Origin of the sequence: Bacillus cereus group sp. MYBK222-1, assembly GCF_051916425.1 — a bacterium.
GTDB classification, from domain to species: Bacteria; Bacillota; Bacilli; order Bacillales; family Bacillaceae_G; genus Bacillus_A; species Bacillus_A paranthracis.
In genome coordinates this window covers 2,132,240-2,156,143 of record NZ_JBQAGP010000001.1, presented here as the reverse complement: position 1 = coordinate 2,156,143, position 23,904 = coordinate 2,132,240, and the positions used below count along the sequence as shown (strand labels likewise).

The following is a 23,904-nucleotide window of genomic DNA, read 5'->3' as shown; positions in this document are numbered from 1 at the left end:
AAGAAAAGTTGATTTTTCATTTCTAAAAACTGTATATTGAAGAGGAATATTCCTATATACGTAAAGGAGGGCTATAAATGAAACTGATGGAACAACAGTTACATGAGTTAGGTGGTTTACGAGTACATATTATTCCAACTGATAAATATAAAACAAATACATTTGTATTTCGTTTGAAAGCACCTTTAAATGAGGAGACGGTGACAGAACGTGCCCTATTGCCATACGTATTGCAAAGTGCGACAGAAAAGCTTCCTTCTGTAATTCGTCTTCGTCAATATTTAGAAGAATTATACGGATCTTCTTTGGCAGTAGATGTAAGTAAAAAAGGAGAAGATCATATCATCTCTATTTATGTAGACATTGCAAATGAAGTATATTTACATGATGCACCACCGTTATTTGAAAAAGCGCTTTCTATGTTATCGGATATCGTTTTACATCCAGCGAAAGAGGGGAATGGTTTTCTGCCTTCTATTGTAGAAAGTGAAAAGAGAGCGCTCTTACAACGAATTGAAGCGACGTATGATGATAAAATGCGTTATGCAAACGAGCGTTTAATTGAAGAAATGTGCAAAGTAGAACCGTATCGTTTAAGCGCAAATGGGAAAAAAGAGAGTGTTTCTTCTATTACAAATGAAAGTTTGTATCAATATTATCAAAAAGTGTTAGCGGAAGATGAAATGGACCTATACATTATTGGTGATATTTCAGAAAACGCAGTTGATCTTGTAAGTAAGTATTTTTCTATTTCAGCACGTCCTGTGAGGGAAAGAAATGTACTTCTTCATAAGAGAAATAATGAAGAAAAAGAAGTTGTGGAAAAACAAGAATTAAAACAAAGTAAATTGCACATCGGATATCGTACATTTATTACGTATAAAGACGAAGATTATTTTGCGCTGCAATTGTTTAATGGATTGTTTGGAGGATTTTCTCATTCGAAGTTATTCGTTAATGTTCGTGAAAAAAATAGTTTAGCGTATTATGCAGCATCTCGCTTTGAAAGTCATAAAGGTTTATTATTTGTCATGTCAGGAATCGAAGCGAAAAATTATGAAAAAGCGGTTGAGATTATTAAAGAGCAAATGCTTGCAATGCAAAATGGTGATTTTTCTGAAGAAGAGATGCATCAAACGAAAAGTGTTATTCGAAATCAAATATTAGAAGCAATTGATACACCGCGTGGATTTGTGGAAATGCTGTATCATGGTATTATTTCAGATCGTACGCGTCCGGTTGAAGAATGGCTTACAGGTATTGAAAGTGTGACGAAAGAAGAGATTGTGAAAGTTGCTAAAAATATTGAATTAGATACAATTTACTTTTTACACGGAACGGAGGGAGAATAAATGGAGAAAATTGTTTATGAGCAATTAAAAGAGACACTCTATTATGAAAAACTTCCTAATGGATTAGATGTATATATTTTACCGAAGCAAGGATTTAATAAAACATTTGCAACGTTTACGACAAAATATGGTTCTGTGGATAATACATTCGTACCACTAGGTAAAGAAGAAATGATTCGTGTGCCGGATGGGATTGCTCATTTTCTTGAGCATAAACTATTTGAAAAAGAAGATCATGATGCGTTCCAATTGTTTAGTAAACAAGGGGCATCGGCAAATGCTTTCACATCTTTCACAAGAACAGCTTACCTTTTTTCGTGTACATCAAATGTAGAACAAAATTTAAATACATTGTTAAATTTCGTACAAGAGCCTTACTTCTCTGAAAAAACAGTTGAAAAAGAGAAGGGTATTATTGGGCAAGAAATTCAAATGTATCAAGATAATCCAGATTGGCGCTTATACTTTGGATTAATTGATAGCTTGTTTGTAAAGCACCCGATTAAAATTGATATTGCAGGTACAATCGAGTCTATTAGTAAAATTACGAAAGACCTACTATATGAATGTTATGAAACATTTTATCATCCAAGTAATATGTTGATGTTTGTTGTAGGTGCAATTGATCCAGAGAAAACGATGGATTTGATACGTGAAAATCAAGCGAAAAAAGATTACAAAAACCAACCAGAAATAGTACGTTCATTTGAAGAAGAACCAGATGCGGTAAATGAAAAGAAGAAAATTATTTCAATGCCTGTACAAACTCCGAAATGTTTAGTTGGTATTAAAGCGACAAACTTAAAAGAAAAAGGGGAAGCCCTTTTAAAACAAGAAATTGCGCTTACGTTACTTCTAGATTATTTATTTGGAAAAAGCTCCGTTCATTACGAATCTTTATATAACGAAGGACTCATTGATGATTCGTTCTCATATGATTATACGGAAGAGAATAACTTCGGTTTTGCAATGGTTGGCGGCGATACGAAGCAACCTGATGAGCTGGAAGAGCGTTTGAAAGGTATTTTATTAAATACAAATTATGATCAATTAGATGAGGCGGCATTAGAACGAGTAAAGAAAAAGAAAATAGGCGGCTTTTTACGTTCCTTGAATTCACCGGAATATATTGCAAATCAATTTACACGATATGCGTTTAATGAGTCGAGTCTGTTTGATGCATTGACTGTATTAGAAAGTTTAACTGTTCAAGATTTACAAGAAGTAGCCAAATTACTATTATCAGAAGAAAAAATGAGTGTTTGCCAGGTTTTACCGAAAAAATAAAAGATTTTATAATAATACCTTCATCTTATCATTGATAAATTGTAAGATGAGGGTATTATTTATTTGTAGAAAAAAGATTTTGTTGAGATAAGAGAGGAATTGTATGAAAAAGTATGCATTAGTAACTGGAGGGAGCGGAGGGATTGGCTCTGCTATTTCGAAACAATTAATTCAAGATGGATATACAGTATATGTTCATTATAATAACAGTGAAGAGAAAGTGAATGAGTTGCAGAAAGAATGGGGTGAAGTAATTCCTGTTCAAGCAAATTTAGCTTCTACTGATGGAGCAGAGCAATTGTGGAAACAAATTGAACATCCTCTTGATGTTATCGTATATGCAGCTGGGAAGAGTATTTTTGGACTCGTAACAGATGTAACGAACGATGAATTGAATGATATGGTAGAACTTCAAGTGAAGAGTATCTATAAATTATTATCGATGGCATTGCCATCTATGATTCAACGGAGAAGCGGTAATATTGTACTTGTTTCGTCTATATGGGGACAAATTGGCGCGTCATGTGAAGTTCTTTACTCGATGGTAAAAGGTGCGCAAAATTCATATGTGAAAGCTTTAGCAAAAGAGGTTTCATTAAGTGGAATAAGGGTGAACGCGGTGGCGCCAGGTGCAATTGAAACGGAAATGTTAAACGTATTTTCAGAAGAGGATAAGAATGAAATTGCGGAAGAGATTCCGTTAGGACGATTAGGATTACCGGAAGAAGTAGCAAAAACTGTGTCATTTCTCGTATCACCAGGTGCATCTTATATAACTGGACAAATTATTGGAGTAAATGGCGGGTGGCATTGCTAAAAATTTCTTACATAAAAAATGAAAAACTGTACAAATTAAGCATGATTCTATTACTAAGTAGTGAGGTGCTTACACATGTCAGTTTTAGATAACTTTGATCAATGGAAGAGCTTTTTAGGAGAACGTTTAGAACAAGCGCAAGGAAAAGGTCTTGATGGTGGTGCTGTATCAGATATGGCATTTCGTGTTGGTGATTATTTAGCAAATGAAGTAGAAGCACGCAACGATCAAGAGAAATTATTAGCTGAACTTTGGAAAGTTGCTGACGAACAAGAGCAACATACAATCGCAAACTTAATGGTAAAGTTTGTACAACATAAGTAAAAAATAGAGAGGGGATTCTCCTCTCTATTTTTTTTGTATAATAATTGAAAGGGATAGATTATACATTTAGCTTCCCTATTAAGGTGAAATCATATAATATAGTACGTAGGTGTAAAGTAAGCAAGGGGAGTGATCTTGGATGATTGAATGGTATTTTGAATATGAAATACATAAAAACCGACCTGGCTTGCTTGGTGACGTTTCTTCGTTAATCGGTATGCTCGGCATTAATATTGTCACAATTAATGGTGTAGATAATGCAAGGCGTGGATTACTCCTTATGTGTGATAATCAAGAGCAAATCTCTAGACTAGAATCAATTTTAAATACGATGGATAACATAACGGTAACGAAATATCGTCCGCCAAAGCTAAGAGATAAGCTAGCGGTTAGACATGGTAGGTACATACAACGAGATGCAGATGATAAGAAGACATTTCGGTTTGTGCGTGATGAATTAGGGTTACTTGTAGACTTTATGGCTGAAATAATGAAAAAAGAAGGCCATAAGCTAATTGGTATACGAGGAATGCCTCGTGTTGGAAAAACAGAATCCATTGTTGCCGCAAGTGTTTGTGCAAATAAAAGATGGTTATTTGTATCGTCTACTCTTATTAAGCAAACTGTTCGTAGTCAATTGATTGAAGATGAGTATAGCGACGACAATATTTTCATCTTAGATGGAATCGTGTCAACAAAGCGTGCTAACGAAAGGCATTGGCAGCTTGTTCGTGAAATTATGAGATTGCCTGCAACGAAAGTTGTGGAACATCCTGACGTATTTGTGAGTCAGTCAGAATACACATTGGATGATTTTGATTATATTATCGAGTTGCGTAACGATTATGATGAAGAAATTCAATATAATTTAGTAGATGAAATTGAGCAAGGTACGCAAAATAATTTCTCTATGTTTGACTTTTAAAGAAATATTGAGGTGTTAGTAGTGACAGAATTAGGACAAAAGCTGAAAGAAGCAAGAGGAACGAAAGGCTTGTCTATTGATCAGCTGCATGAGATTACAAAAATTCAAAAACGCCATTTAGTAGCAATTGAGGAAGGCAGTTATGATGTATTGCCAGGAGCTTTTTATGCGCGTGCATTCATTAAACAATACGCAGATGCGGTTGGATTAAATGGAGAGGAACTGCTTGTAGAATATCAGAGTACGATACCACAATCTGAAAAACGCGACGTTCCACAAGTGTCAACCGGACAAAAAACACAAGAAACAATGCAGAAATCTTCATCATGGCCAATTGCAGATCATATGCCGAAAATCTTAGTTGCGCTGCTAGTAATCGCAGTTGGAGTGGTAATTTGGTTTATTTTCCAAGCGTTAACTGGAAAAGGTGATGAGAAGGTTCCGAATGCTCAAAGTGAGAAAATTGAAGTTAAAAAAGCGGAAAATTCTCCGTTAGATACGAAGAAAGATGAAGTGAAAGCGGAAGAGCCGAAAAAAGAGGAACCAAAAAAAGAAGAATCGAAAAAAGAAGAGCCAAAGAAAGAAGAACAACCAGCGCAACCAACAGGACAACAAGAAATCAAAGTAGTTGGGACAACTGGTAAGGAGTCCACTTTGGAAATTCATAACAATAAAACGTTAGAATTAGAAATTACAACAAAAGGTGCAAGTTATGTAGGTATTAAAAATGAGGCAGGAAATGATATCTTTAGTGGAACAATAGAGGAAGGTCAAACTCAAAAATATGATTTATCAACAGCGAAAGTGGTAAACCTTAATATAGGAAGTGCACCGAATGTTGAATTTAAATTAAATGGCCAAGTGGTTACATTCCCGTTGAATCCAGAAGAGAATTATCATCAAAAATTCTTGATTAAAAATCTAGGGATAGAGCAACCTGCACAATAACAGTCATCGCTTCGATGACTTTTTTCAATGAACAAATGTTTTTGATATGATGGAGGAATAGCTGTGAATTTACCAAATAAAATTACAATATCTAGAATCTGCTTAATTCCAATTTTTATGGTAATTATGTTAGCGCCCTTTGATTGGGGTTCATACACAATTGGTGATGTTGATTTACCAATTCAACATTTAATAGGAGCGCTTATCTTTATTGTTGCTTCGGCTACAGATTGGATTGATGGACATTACGCAAGAAAGTATAATCTTGTAACGAATTTAGGGAAGTTCCTTGACCCGTTAGCTGATAAATTACTTGTTTCAGCGGCACTTATCACGTTAGTTGAGATGCAATACGTACCTGCTTGGATCGTTATTGTCATTATAAGCCGTGAGTTTGCGGTCACTGGTTTACGTCTTGTACTTGCTGGAACAGGGGAAGTAGTTGCGGCAAATCAGCTAGGGAAAATTAAGACGTGGACACAAATCATCGCGATTGCGGCATATTTATTACACGATGTACCTTTAAATTTAATCCATATTCCAGTTGCTGATATCTTTATATGGATTGCATTAATTTTTACTGTTATTTCAGGATGGGATTATTTCTGGAAAAATAGAGCGGCTTTTGTAAACTCAAAATAGAAGTTTATGGGGGAATTGGGATGAACGCTGAAATTATTGCGGTTGGAACAGAATTATTACTTGGACAAATTGCAAATACGAACGCCCAGTTTTTGTCTGAAAAGTTAGCTTCAATTGGAATTAACGTGTACTACCATACTGTAGTTGGTGATAATAACAAGCGACTGCAGCAGGCGATTGAAGTTGCAGAAGAACGTGCGGATATGCTCATTTTCACAGGTGGATTAGGACCGACAAAAGATGATTTAACGAAGGAAACAATAGCGTCTAGCTTAGCGGAAGAGTTTGTATATGATGAAAAGGCATTAGCATCAATAAGCGATTACTTTAAGCGAACAGGTCGAGAGTTCACGGAGAATAATAAAAAGCAGGCGCTCGTTTTGGATGGAGCGACTGTATTTGCAAATGATCACGGTATGGCACCTGGTATGGGATTAAATAAGAACGGAAAAGTTTATATTTTATTACCAGGACCACCGAAAGAAATGAAGCCGATGTATGTAAGTTATGTGGAGCCTTTTTTACGTAACTTTACAACAGGAGAAAACATATATTCTCGCGTGCTTCGCTTTTTCGGAATTGGGGAATCTCAATTAGAGGTGAAAGTTCAAGATTTAATTGATGGACAAACGAATCCGACAATCGCCCCGCTTGCCAATGATGGAGAAGTGACATTACGTTTAACGGCTAAACATCAAAATGCTCATGAAGCGGAGAAACTCATTCAGCATGTGGAAGATTTGATTTTAGAAAGAGTTGGAGAATTTTTCTACGGGTATGACCAAGAGTTTCTACATTATAAGGCGATAGAGTTATTGAAGAAAAAAGGATTAACTTTAGCGTGTGCGGAAAGTTTAACAGGTGGTCTCTTTGGTAATCAAGTAACAGAAAACGCTGGTGTGTCTTCCGTATTTAAAGGCGGTGTCATTTGTTACCATAATGATGTGAAGCAACATGTATTACATGTACCTGAGGAAGTCTTGTCTACTGACGGTGCAGTTAGTAAAGAATGTGCTCGTTATCTTGCTGAAAATGTTAGAGAATTATTAAAAGCGGATATCGGAATTAGTTTCACTGGGGTAGCAGGACCAGATGCTTCAGAACATAAAGAGCCGGGAACTGTATTTGTTGGATTGGCGATTAAAGATGAACCAACTGTAGTCTTTCCTCTAAATTTAAGCGGAAGTCGTCAACAAATTAGGGAACGCTCAGCAAAATATGGATTTTATCATTTGTATAAAAAGCTAGAAGAGATATAAGTCTCTTTTAGCTTTTTTTAATGGTTAAATGTGGTTATATTTAATGAAAAATAAAAAAATCGAATAAATGTTCGATTTTTGTTGGCAAATTGAGTTGAAAATAGGTATAATAAGATTAGCAATTCAGTTAAGGAGGAATTTTGAATGAGTGATCGTCAAGCGGCATTAGATATGGCGTTAAAACAAATAGAGAAGCAATTCGGTAAAGGTTCAATTATGAAATTAGGAGAACAAGCGGAGCGTAGAGTTTCTACAGTTTCTAGTGGTTCTTTAGCACTTGATGTGGCATTAGGGGTAGGCGGATACCCACGTGGCCGTATTATCGAGATTTATGGACCTGAGAGTTCAGGTAAAACAACAGTTTCATTACATGCAATTGCAGAGGTACAGCGTCAAGGTGGACAAGCAGCATTCATCGATGCGGAGCATGCAATGGATCCTGTATATGCACAAAAATTAGGTGTTAATATCGATGAATTACTATTATCACAACCTGATACAGGGGAGCAAGGTTTAGAAATCGCAGAAGCACTTGTACGAAGTGGTGCGGTTGATATTATCGTAATTGACTCTGTAGCAGCTCTTGTACCAAAAGCTGAGATTGAAGGAGACATGGGTGACTCACACGTAGGTTTACAAGCTCGTCTAATGTCTCAAGCACTTCGTAAACTTTCAGGTGCAATCAATAAATCAAAAACAATCGCAATCTTTATTAACCAAATTCGTGAAAAAGTTGGGGTTATGTTCGGAAACCCAGAAACAACTCCAGGTGGTCGTGCGTTAAAATTCTATTCAACTGTTCGTCTTGAAGTACGTCGTGCGGAGCAATTAAAACAAGGTAACGACATTGTTGGTAATAAAACAAAAGTAAAAGTAGTTAAAAATAAAGTGGCACCACCATTCCGTGTTGCGGAAGTTGATATTATGTACGGAGAAGGTATTTCAAGAGAAGGTGAAATCTTAGATATGGCTTCTGAACTTGATATCGTTCAAAAGAGCGGTGCTTGGTACTCTTATAATGAAGAACGCTTAGGACAAGGTCGTGAAAATTCGAAGCAGTTCTTAAAAGAAAATACGGATTTAAGAGAAGAAATTGCCTTCTTTATTCGTGAGCATCACGGAATTAGCGAAGATTCAGGTGCTGAAGATATGGAAGATCCAAGTCTTCTTGATTAAAGTGGGATAAAAGACACGGCTTCGTGTCTTTTATTTTTGTATCATTATGAAAGCGTTGTATATCGTTGGAGATAAAATATTTAATCCATCTAAAACAGTATGTGTACAGAGGGATATATGCGTGTTTTACATGAATAAACTGGAATTTACTAAGGTTTTCCAGGATAATATACTCTCTGCTTTTTAAATTCCTATATAAATTAGAGCTGAAGGTAAAGAAAGTAAAAGTAGACAACGCTTGACAATGAAAATTGCGATAGATACAATGAGAATGTATATTTTTTCTTATATACGAAACACTCTTCTCAAGAAGAGAAGTAATATTCGGAGTAAGACTTAAATCTTGCCGAAATAATAATATGACATTTTAATTGTGAAATGAAGAAAGTCCCTTAAAAAAGCGGGACGACGGTCTTTGCTGTATGTTGGTATTCAATGTACATGCCGACAGTCTTTTTTCATTCATAGCAAGGGGAGGTGAAATCATGAGTAGTACAGTTTGGATACTCATCTCCATTTTGCTTGCAACAGTCGGTGCAGTTGTTGGCTTTTTTGTTCGAAAGTCTATTGCTGAAGCGAAGATTAATGGTGCAGCCAATGAAGCGAAACGTATTCTAGACGAAGCGAATCGTGAGGCTGAAGCACTTAAGAAAGAAGCGCTTTTAGAAGCAAAGGATGAAATTCATACACTTCGTACAGAAGCTGAATTAGAAATTCGTGACCGTAGAAGCGAATTACAAAAACAAGAAAATCGTTTAATGCAAAAAGAAGAGAACCTTGATCGTAAAGACGAAACGCTCGATAAACGCGAGCAACAGTTAGAAAAGAAAGAGGATTCTCTTGTAGCGAGACAACAACAGATTGAAGAGTTGGAAAGCAAAGTGGGAGAGTTAGTTCAAAAGCAACAAACAGAATTAGAGCGCATTTCCAATCTGACACGCGAACAAGCGAAAGCAATTATTCTTGGTAAAGTAGAAAGTGAAGTTTCTCATGAAATTGCCGTAATGGTAAAAGAAAGTGAAGTTCGTGCGAAAGAAGAAGCGGATAAGAAAGCGAAAGAGATTTTATCTCTTGCAATGCAGAGATGTGCAGCTGATCATGTTGCTGAAACAACCGTTTCGGTTGTAAATCTTCCAAATGACGAAATGAAGGGACGTATTATCGGACGTGAAGGTCGAAATATTCGTACGTTAGAAACGTTAACAGGTATTGACCTAATTATCGATGATACACCAGAAGCGGTTATCCTTTCTGGATTCGACCCAATTCGTCGTGAAACAGCTCGTATCGCTCTTGATAAACTAGTACAGGACGGACGTATTCACCCAGCGCGTATTGAAGAGATGGTCGAAAAATCAAGACGTGAAGTGGACGAGTATATTCGTGAAGTCGGAGAGCAAACAACGTTTGAAGTGGGTGTTCACGGTTTACATCCAGATTTAATTAAGATTTTAGGTCGTTTAAAATACCGTACAAGTTACGGGCAAAACGTCTTAAAACACTCTATGGAAGTTGCATATTTAACTGGACTTATGGCAGCAGAGCTTGGTGAGGATGAAAAACTAGCAAGACGTGCTGGTCTATTACATGATATCGGTAAAGCGATTGACCATGAAGTAGAAGGTAGCCACGTTGAAATTGGTGTTGAACTCGCAACGAAATATAAAGAGCATCCTGTAGTTATAAACAGTATTGCATCTCACCATGGGGACACAGAACCAACTTCTATCATTGCAGTTTTAGTTGCAGCAGCAGATGCATTATCAGCTGCAAGACCTGGAGCTCGTAGTGAAACACTTGAGAACTATATTCGTCGTCTCGAAAAGTTAGAAGAGATTTCAGAGTCTTATGAAGGCGTAGAAAAATCTTTCGCAATTCAAGCAGGACGAGAAGTTCGTATTCTGGTAAAACCAGATACAATTGATGATTTAGAAGCTCATCGTTTAGCTCGTGATATTCGAAAACGTATTGAAAATGAACTGGATTACCCAGGGCATATTAAAGTAACTGTTATTCGTGAAACACGTGCAGTGGAATACGCAAAATAAAGTGGTGAAACACCACTTTATTTTTTTGTGTTGGAATTGGTTAAAATAAAGGAAATTAGTTATACCTAGCATACAAGTGAAACAAACTTATAATAAATATATTGTAAGATAATTACTTGAAGCTATAGTAATAAAAAATGTAGTACATAGGAAGGGTAAGACATATGAGAATATTATTTGTTGGGGATGTAGTAGGATCTCCTGGTAGAGGTATGATTCAACAATACGTACCGGCATTAAAGAAGAAATATACACCTACAGTAACCATTATTAATGGGGAAAATGCAGCAGGTGGACGTGGAATTACGGAAAAAATATACCGAAACTTTTTAGAATGCGGAGCACAAGCGGTTACACTTGGAAATCACGCTTGGGATAACCGTGAAGTATTTGAATTTATTGATGATGCAAAATATCTTGCAAGACCAGCTAACTTCCCAGAAGGCACTCCAGGAAAAGGGCTTATTTTTGTGAACTGTAATGGAACAGAAGTTGCAGTTATTAACTTACAAGGACGTACGTTCCTTCCTCCAATTGATTGTCCATTCCGTAAAGTGGATGAATTAATTAACATTGCGAAAAAACGTACGAATATTATTTTTGTTGATTTCCATGCGGAAACTACAAGCGAAAAACAAGCGTTAGGTTGGTATGTAGATGGTCGTGCTACAGCGGTAGTAGGTACACATACGCATGTTCCTACAGCAGATAATCGCATTTTACCAAGCGGAACGGCATATATCACAGATGTTGGTATGACAGGGCCGTACGATGGAATTTTAGGTATGGACCGAGAAGCAGTATTGAAGAAGTTTTTAACAAACTTACCAGTACGATTTGAAGTGACAAATGGTAGAACACAATTAAGTGCAGTGCTAATTGATGTGGACCCTAATACGGGAAAAGCTAAGAAAATTGAGCGTATCTTAATTAATGATGATCAGCCATTTTTTGAGTAATTCCTATTAAAATTTAGATAAATTATTATTTTTTAATTTTTTAGAAAAATTACAGAAATTTAGCAGGAATACGTGTCATTCCTCGTGAATATAAGTTAAAGTGAAATAATTGCTAATACTTTTTATAGAAACGAGGAGGAAACGCGGAATGGAAATATTAAAAGTTAAAGCAACGTCGGTCCCTAATTCTGTAGCTGGTGCACTTGCAGGTGTTATTCGCGAACGCGGAACAGCAGAAATTCAAGCCATTGGTGCAGGTGCATTGAACCAAGCGGTAAAGGCAGTAGCAATTGCAAGAGGATTTGTAGCGCCTAGTGGTTTGGACCTGATTTGTATCCCAGCGTTTACGGATATCATGATTGATGGGGAAGAACGTACAGCAATAAAATTAATTGTAGAACCTCGTTAAGTTTAAACAACCTGTTTGCAGTATGCAAACAGGTTGTTTTTATAATGGAGGAATGAAAATGAAAATTTTTGATGCTCATTGTGATGTGCTTCTTCAGTTATGGAGTGCACAAGGGAAAAAGGATTTTAAACATGATTCGCAATTACATATTACATTTGAACAGTTAAAGAACAGAAAAGGAAGTATACAATGTTTTGCTATATATGTGCCAGAAACAGTGGCATATGAAAACCGATTTGAAGTAGCATTGCAAATGGTAGATATTTTTTATAATGAAATTTTATCCTTACCAGGTGTGAAGTTTATTCAGACAAAAGATGATATGAACATGTTAAAACAGGACGAGATTGGAGCGATATTAACATTAGAAGGATGCGAAGCAATTGGAAAAGATGCAATGAAATTACGGTTGTTGTATCGCCTAGGAGTACGTTCTTTTGGACTAACATGGAATTATGCCAATCTATTAGCTGATGGTGCGCTAGAGACACGTGGGGCAGGTTTAACGACTTCTGGTAAACATGTTGTACAAGAACTGAATGCGTTACATGTATGGACTGATGTGTCTCATTTGAATGAAAGAAGTTTTTGGGATGTGATTGAAATTGCAAAAAATCCTATTGCTTCCCACTCAAATTGTATGAAACTTTGTCAGCACCCACGTAATTTAAACGATGAACAACTTAAAGCTCTTATAAAGCGAAATGGCATGATCGGTGTCACTTTTGTACCGCAGTTTCTAACAAATGAAAAACAAGCGAATGTAGCAGATATAGTAAGACATATCGAATATATTTGTTCATTAGGTGGAGAGAACAATATAGGGTTTGGTTCGGATTTTGATGGGATAGTAGAAACAGTTGTAAATGTATCAGCGTATCGAGATTATGAAAATGTAATGAACGAGCTTTGTAAACACTATGCTGCATCTACTGTAGAGCGATTTTTATATGATAATTTTGTTGAACATATAAGCTTTTAAAATTTTTGTTTTAAAAATCCAGAAAAATTAGAATTAATTCATTTGATATTATTGCTTTTTTTAAGACCTAATACTAGAATGAAAAACAAAATAGCTTTATACTAAAGATTCAGGGAAATCAGAAGAGGCATAATTTGCGTCCATTGTAGTTTATTTGCATAAAAAATGCTAAACTATTACTGTAAAAAAATACACTACAATGAATGCAGCCAAAAGGGGTGTAGGAGATGATTAGTCAACTTTCATGGAAAGTTGGAGGCCAACAAGGTGAAGGAATTGAAAGTACAGGAGAAATCTTCTGTATTGCATTAAACCGATTAGGATATTACCTATACGGTTACCGCCACTTCTCATCACGTATAAAAGGCGGCCATACAAATAATAAAATTCGTGTAAGTACAACAGAAGTACGCGCGATCTCAGATGATTTAGATATTTTAATTGCTTTTGATCAAGAAACAATTGATTTTAACTTCCACGAACTACGTCCGGGCGGGATTGTAGTTGCAGATGCGAAATTTAATCCGACAATACCTGACAATACAGATGTAAATCTATATGTGATACCGTTTACAGATATTGCATCAGAATTAGGCACATCATTAATGAAAAACATGGTTGCTGTTGGAGCATCAAGTGCGGTATTAGGATTAGATGAAACAGCTTATTTAGATGTTGTTGAAGAGATCTTTGGTCGTAAAGGAGAGCAAGTCGTTCAAAAGAACATGGACGCAATTAAGCGCGGCTCTCAATATATGAAAGAGTTACTAGGTGAGAAAGTAAACATGATGCAGCTTGAAAAAGCTGATGGTCAGAAGCGCATGTTTATGATTGGGAACGATGCGATCGCATTTGGTGCAGTAGCTGGTGGTGCTCGCTTTATGTCTGCATATCCAATTACACCTGCATCTGAAATTATGGAATACTTAATTAAAAAATTGCCAAAAGTCGGCGGAACAGTAATCCAAACTGAGGATGAAATTGCAGCTTGTACAATGGCAATCGGTGCAAACTATGCTGGTGTTCGTACATTAACTGCATCTGCTGGTCCAGGTCTATCTTTAATGATGGAAGCGATTGGTTTAGCAGGTATTACAGAAACGCCATTAGTAATTGTTGATACACAACGTGGTGGTCCAAGTACAGGATTACCAACGAAACAAGAGCAGTCTGATTTAATGGCAATGATTTACGGTACGCACGGTGAAATTCCAAAAATCGTAATGGCGCCAAGTACAGTGGAAGAAGCTTTCTATGATATTGTAGAAGCGTTTAACTTATCTGAAGAATATCAAGTACCTGTTATTTTCTTAACAGATTTACAGCTTTCTTTAGGGAAACAGACAGTAGAACCACTTAAGTTAGATAAAGTGGAAATTCGTCGTGGTAAGCTTGATTTAGAAGCGGAATTACCAGAACGTGAAAATAAAGCATACTTCAAGCGTTATGAAGTAACAGAAGATGGCGTTTCACCACGTGTTTTACCTGGTATGAAAAATGGTGTTCACCATGTTACAGGTGTAGAACATGATGAAACTGGTAAACCATCTGAATCAGCATTAAACCGTAAAGATCAAATGGACAAACGTTTCCGTAAAATGGAGAACTTGAAGTTTAATACCCCTGTTTATAAAAATGTTAAGCATGAAGAAGCAGACGTATTGCTTGTTGGATTTAACTCAACTCGTGGTGCGATCGAAGAAGCAATGGAGCGCTTAGAACAAGAGGGTATGAAAGTAAACCATGCTCATGTGCGTTTAATTCACCCGTTCCCAACAGCTGAAATCGATCCACTTGTGAAAAATGCGAAGCGTGTTGTAGTGGTAGAAAACAATGCAACAGGTCAACTTGCTAACATTATGAAAATGAATCTTGGTAACGGTGAGAAAATTTCTAGTCTTTTAAAATATGATGGGAACCCATTCTTGCCGAAAGAGATTTACAACGAATGCAAAAAAGGGGTTGTATTAAATGGCAACATTTAAGGACTTTCGTAACAGTGTAAAACCAAACTGGTGCCCAGGTTGCGGAGACTTCTCGGTGCAAGCTGCAATTCAACGTGCGGCAGCTAACGTTGGCTTAAATCCAGATGAACTTGCTGTTATTTCTGGTATCGGCTGTTCAGGTCGTATTTCAGGTTATATTAATTCATATGGTGTGCATAGTATTCATGGTCGTGCCCTTCCAATTGCACAAGGTGTAAAAATGGCAAACCGTGATTTAACAGTTATCGCATCAGGTGGTGACGGTGATGGATTTGCGATTGGTATGGGACATACGATCCATTCTATTCGTCGTAACATTGACATTACGTACATCGTAATGGATAACCAAATTTACGGATTAACAAAAGGGCAAACTTCACCACGTAGTGAAGCTGGATTTAAAACGAAAAGTACACCACAAGGTTCAATTGAACCGTCACTAAATGTTATGGAAATGGCTTTAACAGCTGGTGCAACATTTGTGGCACAAAGCTTTTCAAGTGATTTAAAAGAATTAACACAAATTATTGAAGCTGGTATTAACCATAAAGGATTTTCATTAATTAACGTATTCAGCCCATGTGTTACTTACAATAAAGTAAATACTTATGATTGGTTTAAAGAGAATTTAACAAAACTAAGTACAGTAGAGGGATATGATCCGTCTAATCGCATGATGGCTATGCAAACATTAATGGAAAACAACGGATTAGTAACAGGGCTAATTTATCAAAATACAGCGCAGCCTTCATACCAAGAACTAGTAAAAGGCTATAGTGAGAAGCCTTTAGTGCAATCTGATTTAAACATGGATCAGAAAATGTTTGATGAGCTTGTTGCTGAATTTATGTAATGTAAGAAGAGGAGGTTGCCATTTGGCAGCCTTTTTTAATGAGTAAAAATATAAAGCAGTCTTATTTACTTGGAAAATTCAGAATGGTAAAATAATATATAAATCGTTGTATGAAAATTGCATGTTCATTAACTAGGAAATGTAATAATAGGATAAGCCTTCTTCTTTGTAAAAATTGGCGAAACACTTCATACTATGGTAATGTGTATAGGGATAAAGCAATATGCTTTTGAGTAGGACAAAAGAAATACAAAAAGGGAATGTCTATTTGTGTGGGGAAGACTTCATTCTTATAGATGATTAGATTGATTACTCAAGTTTCAAAGGACAAGTATCTCTCAAGCTATCTAACCATTTTTGAGGTGGGTCTAAGCGCATTAAAATGGACTACAAAGTGTGTATAGTTAAGGGTGAAAGGAGATTACCGATGAACGAGCAACAACGATTAGCAAGTCAACAAGTGAATTCCTCTACGAAAAAAGAAGAGAAAGATTATAGCAAATACTTTGAAAGTGTATACCAACCACCTTCCTTAAAAGACGCGAAAAAGCGAGGGAAAGAAGAAGTTAAAATTGAACGGGATTTTGGCTTACCTGAAGAGTTTCGCAATTTCGGTACAGGAAGAAAGTTTTATATTCGTACATATGGTTGTCAAATGAATGAGCACGATACAGAAGTAATGGCGGGTATTTTCACTGCACTTGGATATGAACCAACCTTTTCAACTGAAGAAGCAGATGTAGTATTATTAAATACTTGTGCTATTCGTGAAAATGCTGAAAATAAAGTGTTCGGTGAACTAGGGCATTTAAAGGCACTAAAACGAAGAAATCCTGATCTTTTAATTGGTGTATGTGGTTGTATGTCCCAAGAGGAATCTGTTGTAAATAAAATTATGCAAAAAAATCAGCATGTAGATATGGTGTTTGGAACGCATAATATTCATAGATTACCGTACATTCTAAAAGATGCAATGTTCTCGAAGGAGACGGTAGTTGAAGTTTGGTCCAAAGAAGGAGACGTAATTGAAAATCTTCCGAAAGTACGTCGTGGTGATATTAAAGCTTGGGTAAATATTATGTATGGCTGTGATAAGTTCTGTACATATTGTATCGTACCGTATACACGCGGAAAAGAGCGAAGCAGACGTCCAGAAGACATTATCCAAGAGATTCGTCATTTAGCTGCGAATGGTTATAAAGAAATTACGTTACTTGGACAGAACGTAAATGCATATGGTAAAGACTTTGAAGATATAGAATACGGTCTTGGCGATTTAATGGACGAGCTCCGTAAAGTTGATATTGCCCGTATTCGTTTTACAACGAGCCATCCACGCGATTTCGATGATCACTTAATTGAAGTGCTTGGAAAAGGTGGCAACTTAGTAGAACATATTCACTTACCAGTTCAATCTGGAAGCACAGAAATGTTAAAAATTATGGCGCGTAAATATTCACGTGAGCATTATTTAGAGCTTGTAAGAAAAATTAAAGAAGCAATTCCAAACGCGGTATTAACAACTGATATTATTGTCGGTTTCCCGAATGAAACAGATGAGCAATTTGAAGAAACAATGTCGTTATATCGTGAAGTAGGGTTTGATACTGCCTTTACCTTTATTTATTCTCCGCGTGAAGGTACACCAGCTGCAAAAATGAAAGACAATGTACCGATGGAAGTAAAGAAAGAACGTCTTCAACGCTTAAATGCATTAGTAAATAAATTGGCAATTGAAAAGAATAATCGTTATAAAGGTCAAATTGTAGAAGTGTTAGTTGATGGAGAGAGTAAAAATAATCCAGAAGTACTTGCAGGTTATACTCGTACAAATAAACTTGTAAACTTTGTTGCTCCAAAGTCTTTAATTGGTCAGCTTGTGAAAGTAAAAGTAACGGATGCAAAAACTTGGTCTCTTAACGGAGAATTAGTTGAAGAGCCGATTGAGGTGGAATAATAGATGAAAGTATATTCGAAAGATGAAATTGTTGAGCAAGCGAAAGAATTAGCAAAAATGATTTCTGAAACAGAAGAAGTTGATTTCTTTAAGAAAGCAGAGGCACAAATTCATAAAAATGAAAATGTGAAGCGCGCAATTGATGAAATTAAAGCACTGCAAAAACAAGCAGTAAACTTGCAACATTACGGGAAATGGGAAGCTTTGAAAAAAGTAGAAGCTGAAATTGATGCCCTGCAAGATAAGTTAGATAGCATCCCAGTTGTACAAGAATTTAAATCTTCACAAACATATGTAAATGACTTACTACAGCTAGTTGCAAGTACGATTTCTAACAACGTAACAGATGAAATATTAATTTCAACTAATGGCGATGTATTGAAGGGTGAAACGGGCGCAGCGGTAGAAAGTAAAAAAGGAAATTGTGGTTGTTAAAGAGATGTCGAATTGACATCTCTTTTTTTAGTGGATTAAACGTAAGTTCTTCTGAAAAAAAGAATGACACATTCCGCTATTGTCACGCATATGATTAAGTGAATAGTGATTGAGGAGGGTTACGAATGTCCGAATTTAGAGAGATTATTACAAAAGCAGTGGTTGGAAAAGGACGTAAGTATACAAAGTCAACGCATACATGTGAATCGAATAATGAGCCAACAAGTATTTTAGGGTGCTGGGTAATTAACCACTCGTACGAAGCAAGAAAGAATGGAAAACATGTGGAAATTGAAGGTTTCTATGATGTGAACACTTGGTATTCATTCGATGGCAATACAAAGACAGAAGTTGTAACAGAACGTGTAAACTACACAGATGAAGTAAGCATTGGATATCGTGATAAAAACTTTTCTGGTGATGATTTAGAAATTATTGCTCGTGTCATTCAGCCACCAAATTGTTTAGAAGCTCTTGTATCACCAAATGGTAATAAAATTGTTGTAACGGTAGAACGTGAATTTGTAACAGAAGTAGTTGGCGAAACGAAAATTTGTGTAAGTGTAAACCCTGAAGGTTGTGTAGAATCAGATGATGCTTTCCAAATTGAAGATGATGAGTTTGAAGAGTTAGATCCGAACTTTATCGTTGATGCAGAAGAAGAGTAATAGAAAGCTAGGGAGAAGTTCTTCCTAGCTTTTTACTTTACATAAGTGGTGCTTAGATGAACATGATTGCTAATGAAATGTGCTATAATGAAGAAAGACTCCTGAAATAGGAGATAAGAGTGTCCGTGAAATGTGACATATATGAATATAGATTATTATGTAAGAATTATGGAGGATAAGTATGACGCAATATACGCCTATGATACAGCAATATTTAAAAGTTAAGGCAGACTATCAAGATGCCTTTTTATTTTTCCGCTTAGGTGATTTTTATGAAATGTTCTTTGAGGATGCGGTTAAAGCAGCCCACGAACTTGAAATTACATTAACGAGCCGAGACGGTGGTAGTAGTGAACGTATACCGATGTGCGGTGTACCGTATCATGCGGCTAAAAACTATATTGAACAACTTGTTGAAAAAGGATATAAAGTAGCGGTTTGTGAGCAAGTAGAAGACCCAAAAACAGCTAAAGGTGTAGTGCGCCGTGAAGTCGTACAATTAATTACGCCAGGAACGATGATGGAAGGGCGTACGATTGATGAGAAAGAAAATAACTTTTTAGCCGCATTAACACATTTTGAAGATGGATCATATGCGTTAGCTTGTAACGATTTAACGACTGGGCAAAATACAGTAACGTTATTGACTGGTTCAGTAGAGGATATTTTATTAGAAGTGTATGCAACTGGTTCGAAAGAAATTGTTGTAGATTCTTCCTTTTCTAAAGATGAACTAAACAAGTTAACGGAAACGTTAAAAATGACGATTTCATATGAAGATGCAACGGCAATCCCAGAAGGGTTAGAACATCTTGTGAAAAATGTTTCACAAGCAAAGTTAATTAAAGCAGTTGGACGCTTATTTAACTATGTAATAAGAACGCAAAAACGTTCATTAGATCATTTACAGCCTGTGGAAATTTATTATACGAATCAATTTATGAAAATTGATGTGCATTCAAAGCGAAATTTAGAGCTGACAGAAACACTTCGAACGAAAGAAAAAACAGGATCATTATTATGGCTATTAGATAAGACGAAAACGGCTATGGGTGGTCGTATGTTAAAACAGTGGATGGAACGTCCACTTATACAGAAAGAACGAATCGAAGAGCGTTTAGAAATGGTTGAAACGTTTGTAAATGATTACTTCTTGCGTGAAGATTTAAAAGAAAAGTTAAAAGAAGTATATGATTTAGAACGTTTAGCAGGGAAAGTTGCATTCGGTAATGTCAATGCAAGGGACTTATTACAGTTAAGACGATCTTTACTGCAAGTACCAGCTATTTTAGAAGCGATTAGTTTGTTAGATAACGCGTATGCAGCGAGATTAATTCAAGGTGCAGATCCATGTGAGAGCTTAACAGAATTATTAGGAAGAAGTATTCAAGAAAATCCACCGCTTTCTATTAAAGATGGAGATATTATTAAAGATGGTTATAATGACAAGCTTGATCAATATCGCTATGTGAGTAAAAACGGAAAAACGTGGATTGCTGAGCTTGAAAAACGAGAGCGTGATATTACAGGAATTAAATCGTTGAAAATTGGATACAACCGTATTTTCGGTTACTACATTGAAGTAACGAAAGCGAACCTTGGAGCATTACCAGAAGGCCGCTACGAGCGTAAACAAACGCTTGCTAATGCGGAACGTTTCATTACAGATGAACTAAAAGAAAAAGAAACATTAATCTTAGAAGCTGAAGAAAAAATTGTACAACTAGAATACGATTTATTTACAGCGCTTCGTGAAGAAGTAAAAGTATTTATTCCGAAATTACAGCATTTAGCGAAAGTAATTAGTGAATTAGACGTACTGCAAAGTTTTGCAACAGTTAGTGAAGAAGAACAGTTTGTAAAACCTGTACTAACAACGAAGCGCGAAATCTTTATTAAAGATGGTCGTCATCCTGTCGTTGAAAAAGTATTGAACGGGAAATTGTATGTACCGAATGATTGTATTATGCCAGAGAATATGGATGTATTTTTAATTACAGGACCGAACATGTCTGGTAAAAGTACGTATATGAGACAATTAGCACTTGTAACGGTTATGTCGCAAATTGGTTGTTTCGTACCAGCAACAGAAGCAGTATTACCTGTATTTGACCAAATCTTTACGAGAATTGGCGCAGCGGATGATTTAATTTCAGGTCAAAGTACATTTATGGTCGAAATGTTAGAAGCGAAAAATGCCATTGCAAATGCATCAGAAAGAAGTTTAATTTTATTCGATGAAATTGGACGCGGTACATCTACGTATGATGGTATGGCACTTGCACAAGCAATCATTGAACATATTCACGACCAAATTGGTGCAAAAACGTTATTCTCTACGCATTATCATGAATTGACCGTGCTAGAAGACAGTTTAGATCAACTGAAAAATGTACACGTTTCAGCTATTGAAGAGAACGGAAAAGTAGTATTCCTTCATAAAATTCAAGACGGTGCAGCTGATAAAAGTTACGGAATTCACGTTGCGCAACTTGCAGAGCTCCCAGATAGCTTAATCACTCGTGCGAAAGAAGTATTAGCGCAACTTGAAGGACAGGAAGAAATTATTATTCCAAAGCGTGTAGAAGTGAAAGCGCAGGCGCAAGAAGTTATTCCAGAGCCTGTAGTTGTAAAAGAAGAACCAGTAGAAATAGAAGAGACGAAAGCAGAGACTGAAGAAGAATCACAACTATCATTCTTTGGCGGAGAACAATCTTCGAAAAAACAAGACAAGCCAGTTTTAGATGCAAAAGAAACGGCAGTACTGACGCAAATTAAAAAAATTGATTTACTTGATATGACACCTTTAGAAGCGATGAATGAACTGTATCGCTTACAGAAAAAGTTAAAGAAAGGATGAGTAAGTAGATGGGGAAAATTCGCAAACTCGATGACCAACTCTCAAACTTAATTGCGGCAGGGGAAGTAGTAGAGCGTCCTGCCTCAGTTGTAAAAGAACTTGTGGAAAATTCTATCGATGCGAATAGTACATCTATTGAAATCCACTTAGAAGAAGCTGGGTTATCGAAAATTCGTATCATTGATAACGGTGATGGTATTGCAGAAGAAGATTGTATTGTCGCTTTTGAACGACATGCGACGAGCAAAATTAAAGATGAAAACGATCTGTTTCGCATAAGAACACTCGGTTTCCGCGGTGAGGCATTGCCGAGTATTGCCTCAGTTAGTGAATTAGAATTAATCACTAGCACAGGTGATGCACCTGGTACGCACCTTATTATTAAAGGTGGAGACATTATAAAGCAGGAGAAAACAGCGAGCCGAAAAGGAACAGATATTACAGTACAAAACTTATTCTTTAATACACCAGCGCGTCTTAAATATATGAAAACTATTCATACAGAGCTTGGTAATATTACAGATATCGTATATCGTATTGCAATGTCACACCCAGAAGTATCGTTAAAGCTATTTCATAATGAAAAGAAATTGCTTCATACATCAGGAAATGGTGATGTAAGACAAGTACTTGCATCGATTTATAGCATTCAAGTTGCAAAGAAGCTTGTTCCAATTGAAGCGGAATCTTTAGATTTCACAATTAAAGGCTATGTAACATTACCAGAAGTAACGAGAGCATCTCGAAATTATATGTCAACAATCGTAAATGGTCGTTACGTTCGAAATTTCGTATTAATGAAAGCTATTCAGCAAGGATACCATACATTATTGCCAGTCGGACGATATCCAATCGGCTTCTTATCGATTGAAATGGATCCAATGCTAGTTGACGTTAACGTACATCCTGCGAAATTAGAAGTTCGTTTTAGTAAAGAACAAGAATTGCTAAAGCTTATCGAAGAAACATTGCAAGCAGCATTCAAAAAAATACAGCTCATTCCAGATGCAGGTGTAACAACGAAGAAAAAAGAAAAAGATGAAAGTGTGCAAGAACAGTTTCAGTTTGAGCATGCGAAGCCGAAAGAACCATCTATGCCGGAGATCGTTTTACCGATGGGCATGGATGAAAAACAAGAAGAACCGCAGGCTGTGAAACAGCCAGCGCAGCTTTGGCAACCGCCAAAACAAGAATGGCAACCACCACAATCGCTCGTAAGAGAAGAACAAAGTTGGCAGCCATCTACTAAACCGATAATGGAAGAACCGATTCGAGAAGAGAAATCGTGGGACAGTAACGAAGAGGATTTTGAACTAGAGGAATTAGAAGAAGAAGTTCAGGAAATAGAAGAAATCGAAATGAACGGTAATGATTTACCGCCGCTTTATCCAATTGGACAAATGCATGGAACATATATTTTCGCTCAAAATGATAAAGGCTTATATATGATTGACCAACATGCCGCGCAGGAACGTATTAATTATGAATACTTCCGTGATAAAGTAGGACGAGTAGCACAAGAAGTACAAGAACTACTCGTACCATACCGTATCGATTTATCTCTTACCGAATTTTTACGTGTCGAAGAGCAACTAGAAGAACTAAAAAAAGTTGGACTATTTTTGGAGCAATTCGGCCATCAATCCTTTATCGTTCGCTCGCATCCAACGTGGTTCCCGAAAGGGCAAGAAACAGAAATTATCGATGAAATGATGGAGCAGGTCGTTAAACTAAAAAAAGTTGATATTAAAAAATTACGTGAAGAAGCAGCCATCATGATGAGCTGTAAAGCTTCCATTAAAGCAAATCAATATTTAACGAACGATCAAATATTTGCTTTACTGGAAGAACTTCGTACAACAACAAACCCATACACATGCCCGCACGGAAGACCAATTCTTGTGCATCATTCTACTTATGAGTTGGAGAAGATGTTTAAGAGGGTTATGTAGGGATAATATGATTTAATAAAAAGAAGCGATGAAATAAATCGCTTCTTTTTTGTTTAGATATTCTTT

The 23,904-nt window shown here is 36.4% G+C and carries 20 protein-coding genes; all 20 read left to right on the top strand.

The window, feature by feature from the left end; all coding sequences use genetic code 11:
• The first annotated feature begins 77 nt into the window (after positions 1-77).
• The 20 genes from yfmF to mutL all read left to right on the top strand — a co-directional run bounded on the left by yfmF (position 78) and on the right by mutL (position 23,838).
• Positions 78-1,352 (top strand): EF-P 5-aminopentanol modification-associated protein YfmF, encoded by a 1,275-nt coding sequence (yfmF, locus tag ACTFR9_RS11035; protein ID WP_000772430.1) that lies wholly within the window; start codon positions 78-80, stop codon positions 1,350-1,352.
• A complete protein-coding gene (yfmH, locus tag ACTFR9_RS11030; protein ID WP_000411945.1) occupies positions 1,353-2,639 on the top strand; it encodes an EF-P 5-aminopentanol modification-associated protein YfmH in 1,287 nt (428 codons plus the stop codon).
• A gap of 103 nt (positions 2,640-2,742) precedes the next feature.
• A complete protein-coding gene (gene ymfI, locus ACTFR9_RS11025; protein ID WP_000759622.1) occupies positions 2,743-3,456 on the top strand; it encodes an elongation factor P 5-aminopentanone reductase in 714 nt (237 codons plus the stop codon).
• A 75-nt stretch (positions 3,457-3,531) separates the two neighbouring features.
• Positions 3,532-3,780, top strand: a complete 249-nt coding sequence (locus tag ACTFR9_RS11020; protein WP_000114454.1) for a DUF3243 domain-containing protein — start codon at positions 3,532-3,534, stop codon at positions 3,778-3,780.
• A 139-nt stretch (positions 3,781-3,919) separates the two neighbouring features.
• Positions 3,920-4,705 (top strand): DUF3388 domain-containing protein, encoded by a 786-nt coding sequence (locus tag ACTFR9_RS11015; protein WP_000574107.1) that lies wholly within the window; start codon positions 3,920-3,922, stop codon positions 4,703-4,705.
• A 21-nt stretch (positions 4,706-4,726) separates the two neighbouring features.
• Positions 4,727-5,653, top strand: coding sequence for a helix-turn-helix domain-containing protein (locus tag ACTFR9_RS11010; protein WP_000137489.1), 927 nt, complete (start codon positions 4,727-4,729; stop codon positions 5,651-5,653).
• A gap of 63 nt (positions 5,654-5,716) precedes the next feature.
• Positions 5,717-6,295 carry a CDP-diacylglycerol--glycerol-3-phosphate 3-phosphatidyltransferase gene (pgsA, locus tag ACTFR9_RS11005; RefSeq protein ID WP_001052963.1) on the top strand — a complete coding sequence of 193 codons (579 nt, stop codon included), beginning with the start codon at positions 5,717-5,719 and terminating at the stop codon, positions 6,293-6,295.
• 20 nt (positions 6,296-6,315) lie between these two features.
• Entirely contained in the window at positions 6,316-7,554 is a 1,239-nt protein-coding gene (gene cinA / locus ACTFR9_RS11000; protein WP_229136209.1) for a competence/damage-inducible protein CinA, read from the top strand.
• A 144-nt stretch (positions 7,555-7,698) separates the two neighbouring features.
• The gene (gene recA, locus ACTFR9_RS10995) at positions 7,699-8,730 is read left to right on the top strand and encodes a recombinase RecA (protein WP_001283859.1); all 1,032 of its coding nucleotides are present in this window, start codon (positions 7,699-7,701) and stop codon (positions 8,728-8,730) included.
• A 485-nt stretch (positions 8,731-9,215) separates the two neighbouring features.
• Positions 9,216-10,778 (top strand): ribonuclease Y, encoded by a 1,563-nt coding sequence (gene rny, locus ACTFR9_RS10990; RefSeq protein WP_000099774.1) that lies wholly within the window; start codon positions 9,216-9,218, stop codon positions 10,776-10,778.
• Positions 10,779-10,942: 164 nt separating this feature from the next.
• Entirely contained in the window at positions 10,943-11,737 is a 795-nt protein-coding gene (locus ACTFR9_RS10985; protein ID WP_001221095.1) for a TIGR00282 family metallophosphoesterase, read from the top strand.
• Between the two features lie 148 nt (positions 11,738-11,885).
• Positions 11,886-12,146: a stage V sporulation protein SpoVS gene (gene spoVS / locus ACTFR9_RS10980; protein ID WP_000404341.1), complete on the top strand. Its 261-nt coding sequence runs from the start codon at positions 11,886-11,888 to the stop codon at positions 12,144-12,146.
• 58 nt (positions 12,147-12,204) lie between these two features.
• Positions 12,205-13,128, top strand: coding sequence for a dipeptidase (locus ACTFR9_RS10975; protein ID WP_000688035.1), 924 nt, complete (start codon positions 12,205-12,207; stop codon positions 13,126-13,128).
• Positions 13,129-13,355: 227 nt separating this feature from the next.
• Positions 13,356-15,113 carry a 2-oxoacid:acceptor oxidoreductase subunit alpha gene (locus tag ACTFR9_RS10970; protein WP_000625425.1) on the top strand — a complete coding sequence of 586 codons (1,758 nt, stop codon included), beginning with the start codon at positions 13,356-13,358 and terminating at the stop codon, positions 15,111-15,113.
• Entirely contained in the window at positions 15,100-15,966 is an 867-nt protein-coding gene (locus ACTFR9_RS10965) for a 2-oxoacid:ferredoxin oxidoreductase subunit beta (RefSeq protein ID WP_000190154.1), read from the top strand. The genes ACTFR9_RS10970 and ACTFR9_RS10965 overlap by 14 nt, the downstream gene beginning before the upstream one ends.
• A 427-nt stretch (positions 15,967-16,393) precedes the next feature.
• Positions 16,394-17,923: a tRNA (N6-isopentenyl adenosine(37)-C2)-methylthiotransferase MiaB gene (gene miaB / locus ACTFR9_RS10960; protein WP_001005403.1), complete on the top strand. Its 1,530-nt coding sequence runs from the start codon at positions 16,394-16,396 to the stop codon at positions 17,921-17,923.
• 3 nt (positions 17,924-17,926) lie between these two features.
• On the top strand, positions 17,927-18,358 hold the full coding sequence (locus ACTFR9_RS10955; RefSeq protein ID WP_000870462.1) for a RicAFT regulatory complex protein RicA family protein: 432 nt from the start codon (positions 17,927-17,929) through the stop codon (positions 18,356-18,358).
• Positions 18,359-18,483: 125 nt separating this feature from the next.
• Positions 18,484-19,026: an outer spore coat protein CotE gene (gene cotE, locus ACTFR9_RS10950; protein ID WP_001288798.1), complete on the top strand. Its 543-nt coding sequence runs from the start codon at positions 18,484-18,486 to the stop codon at positions 19,024-19,026.
• A 181-nt stretch (positions 19,027-19,207) separates the two neighbouring features.
• On the top strand, positions 19,208-21,886 hold the full coding sequence (gene mutS / locus ACTFR9_RS10945) for a DNA mismatch repair protein MutS (protein WP_000196013.1): 2,679 nt from the start codon (positions 19,208-19,210) through the stop codon (positions 21,884-21,886).
• A gap of 8 nt (positions 21,887-21,894) precedes the next feature.
• On the top strand, positions 21,895-23,838 hold the full coding sequence (mutL, locus tag ACTFR9_RS10940) for a DNA mismatch repair endonuclease MutL (protein WP_073541386.1): 1,944 nt from the start codon (positions 21,895-21,897) through the stop codon (positions 23,836-23,838).
• Positions 23,839-23,904: the final 66 nt, after the last annotated feature.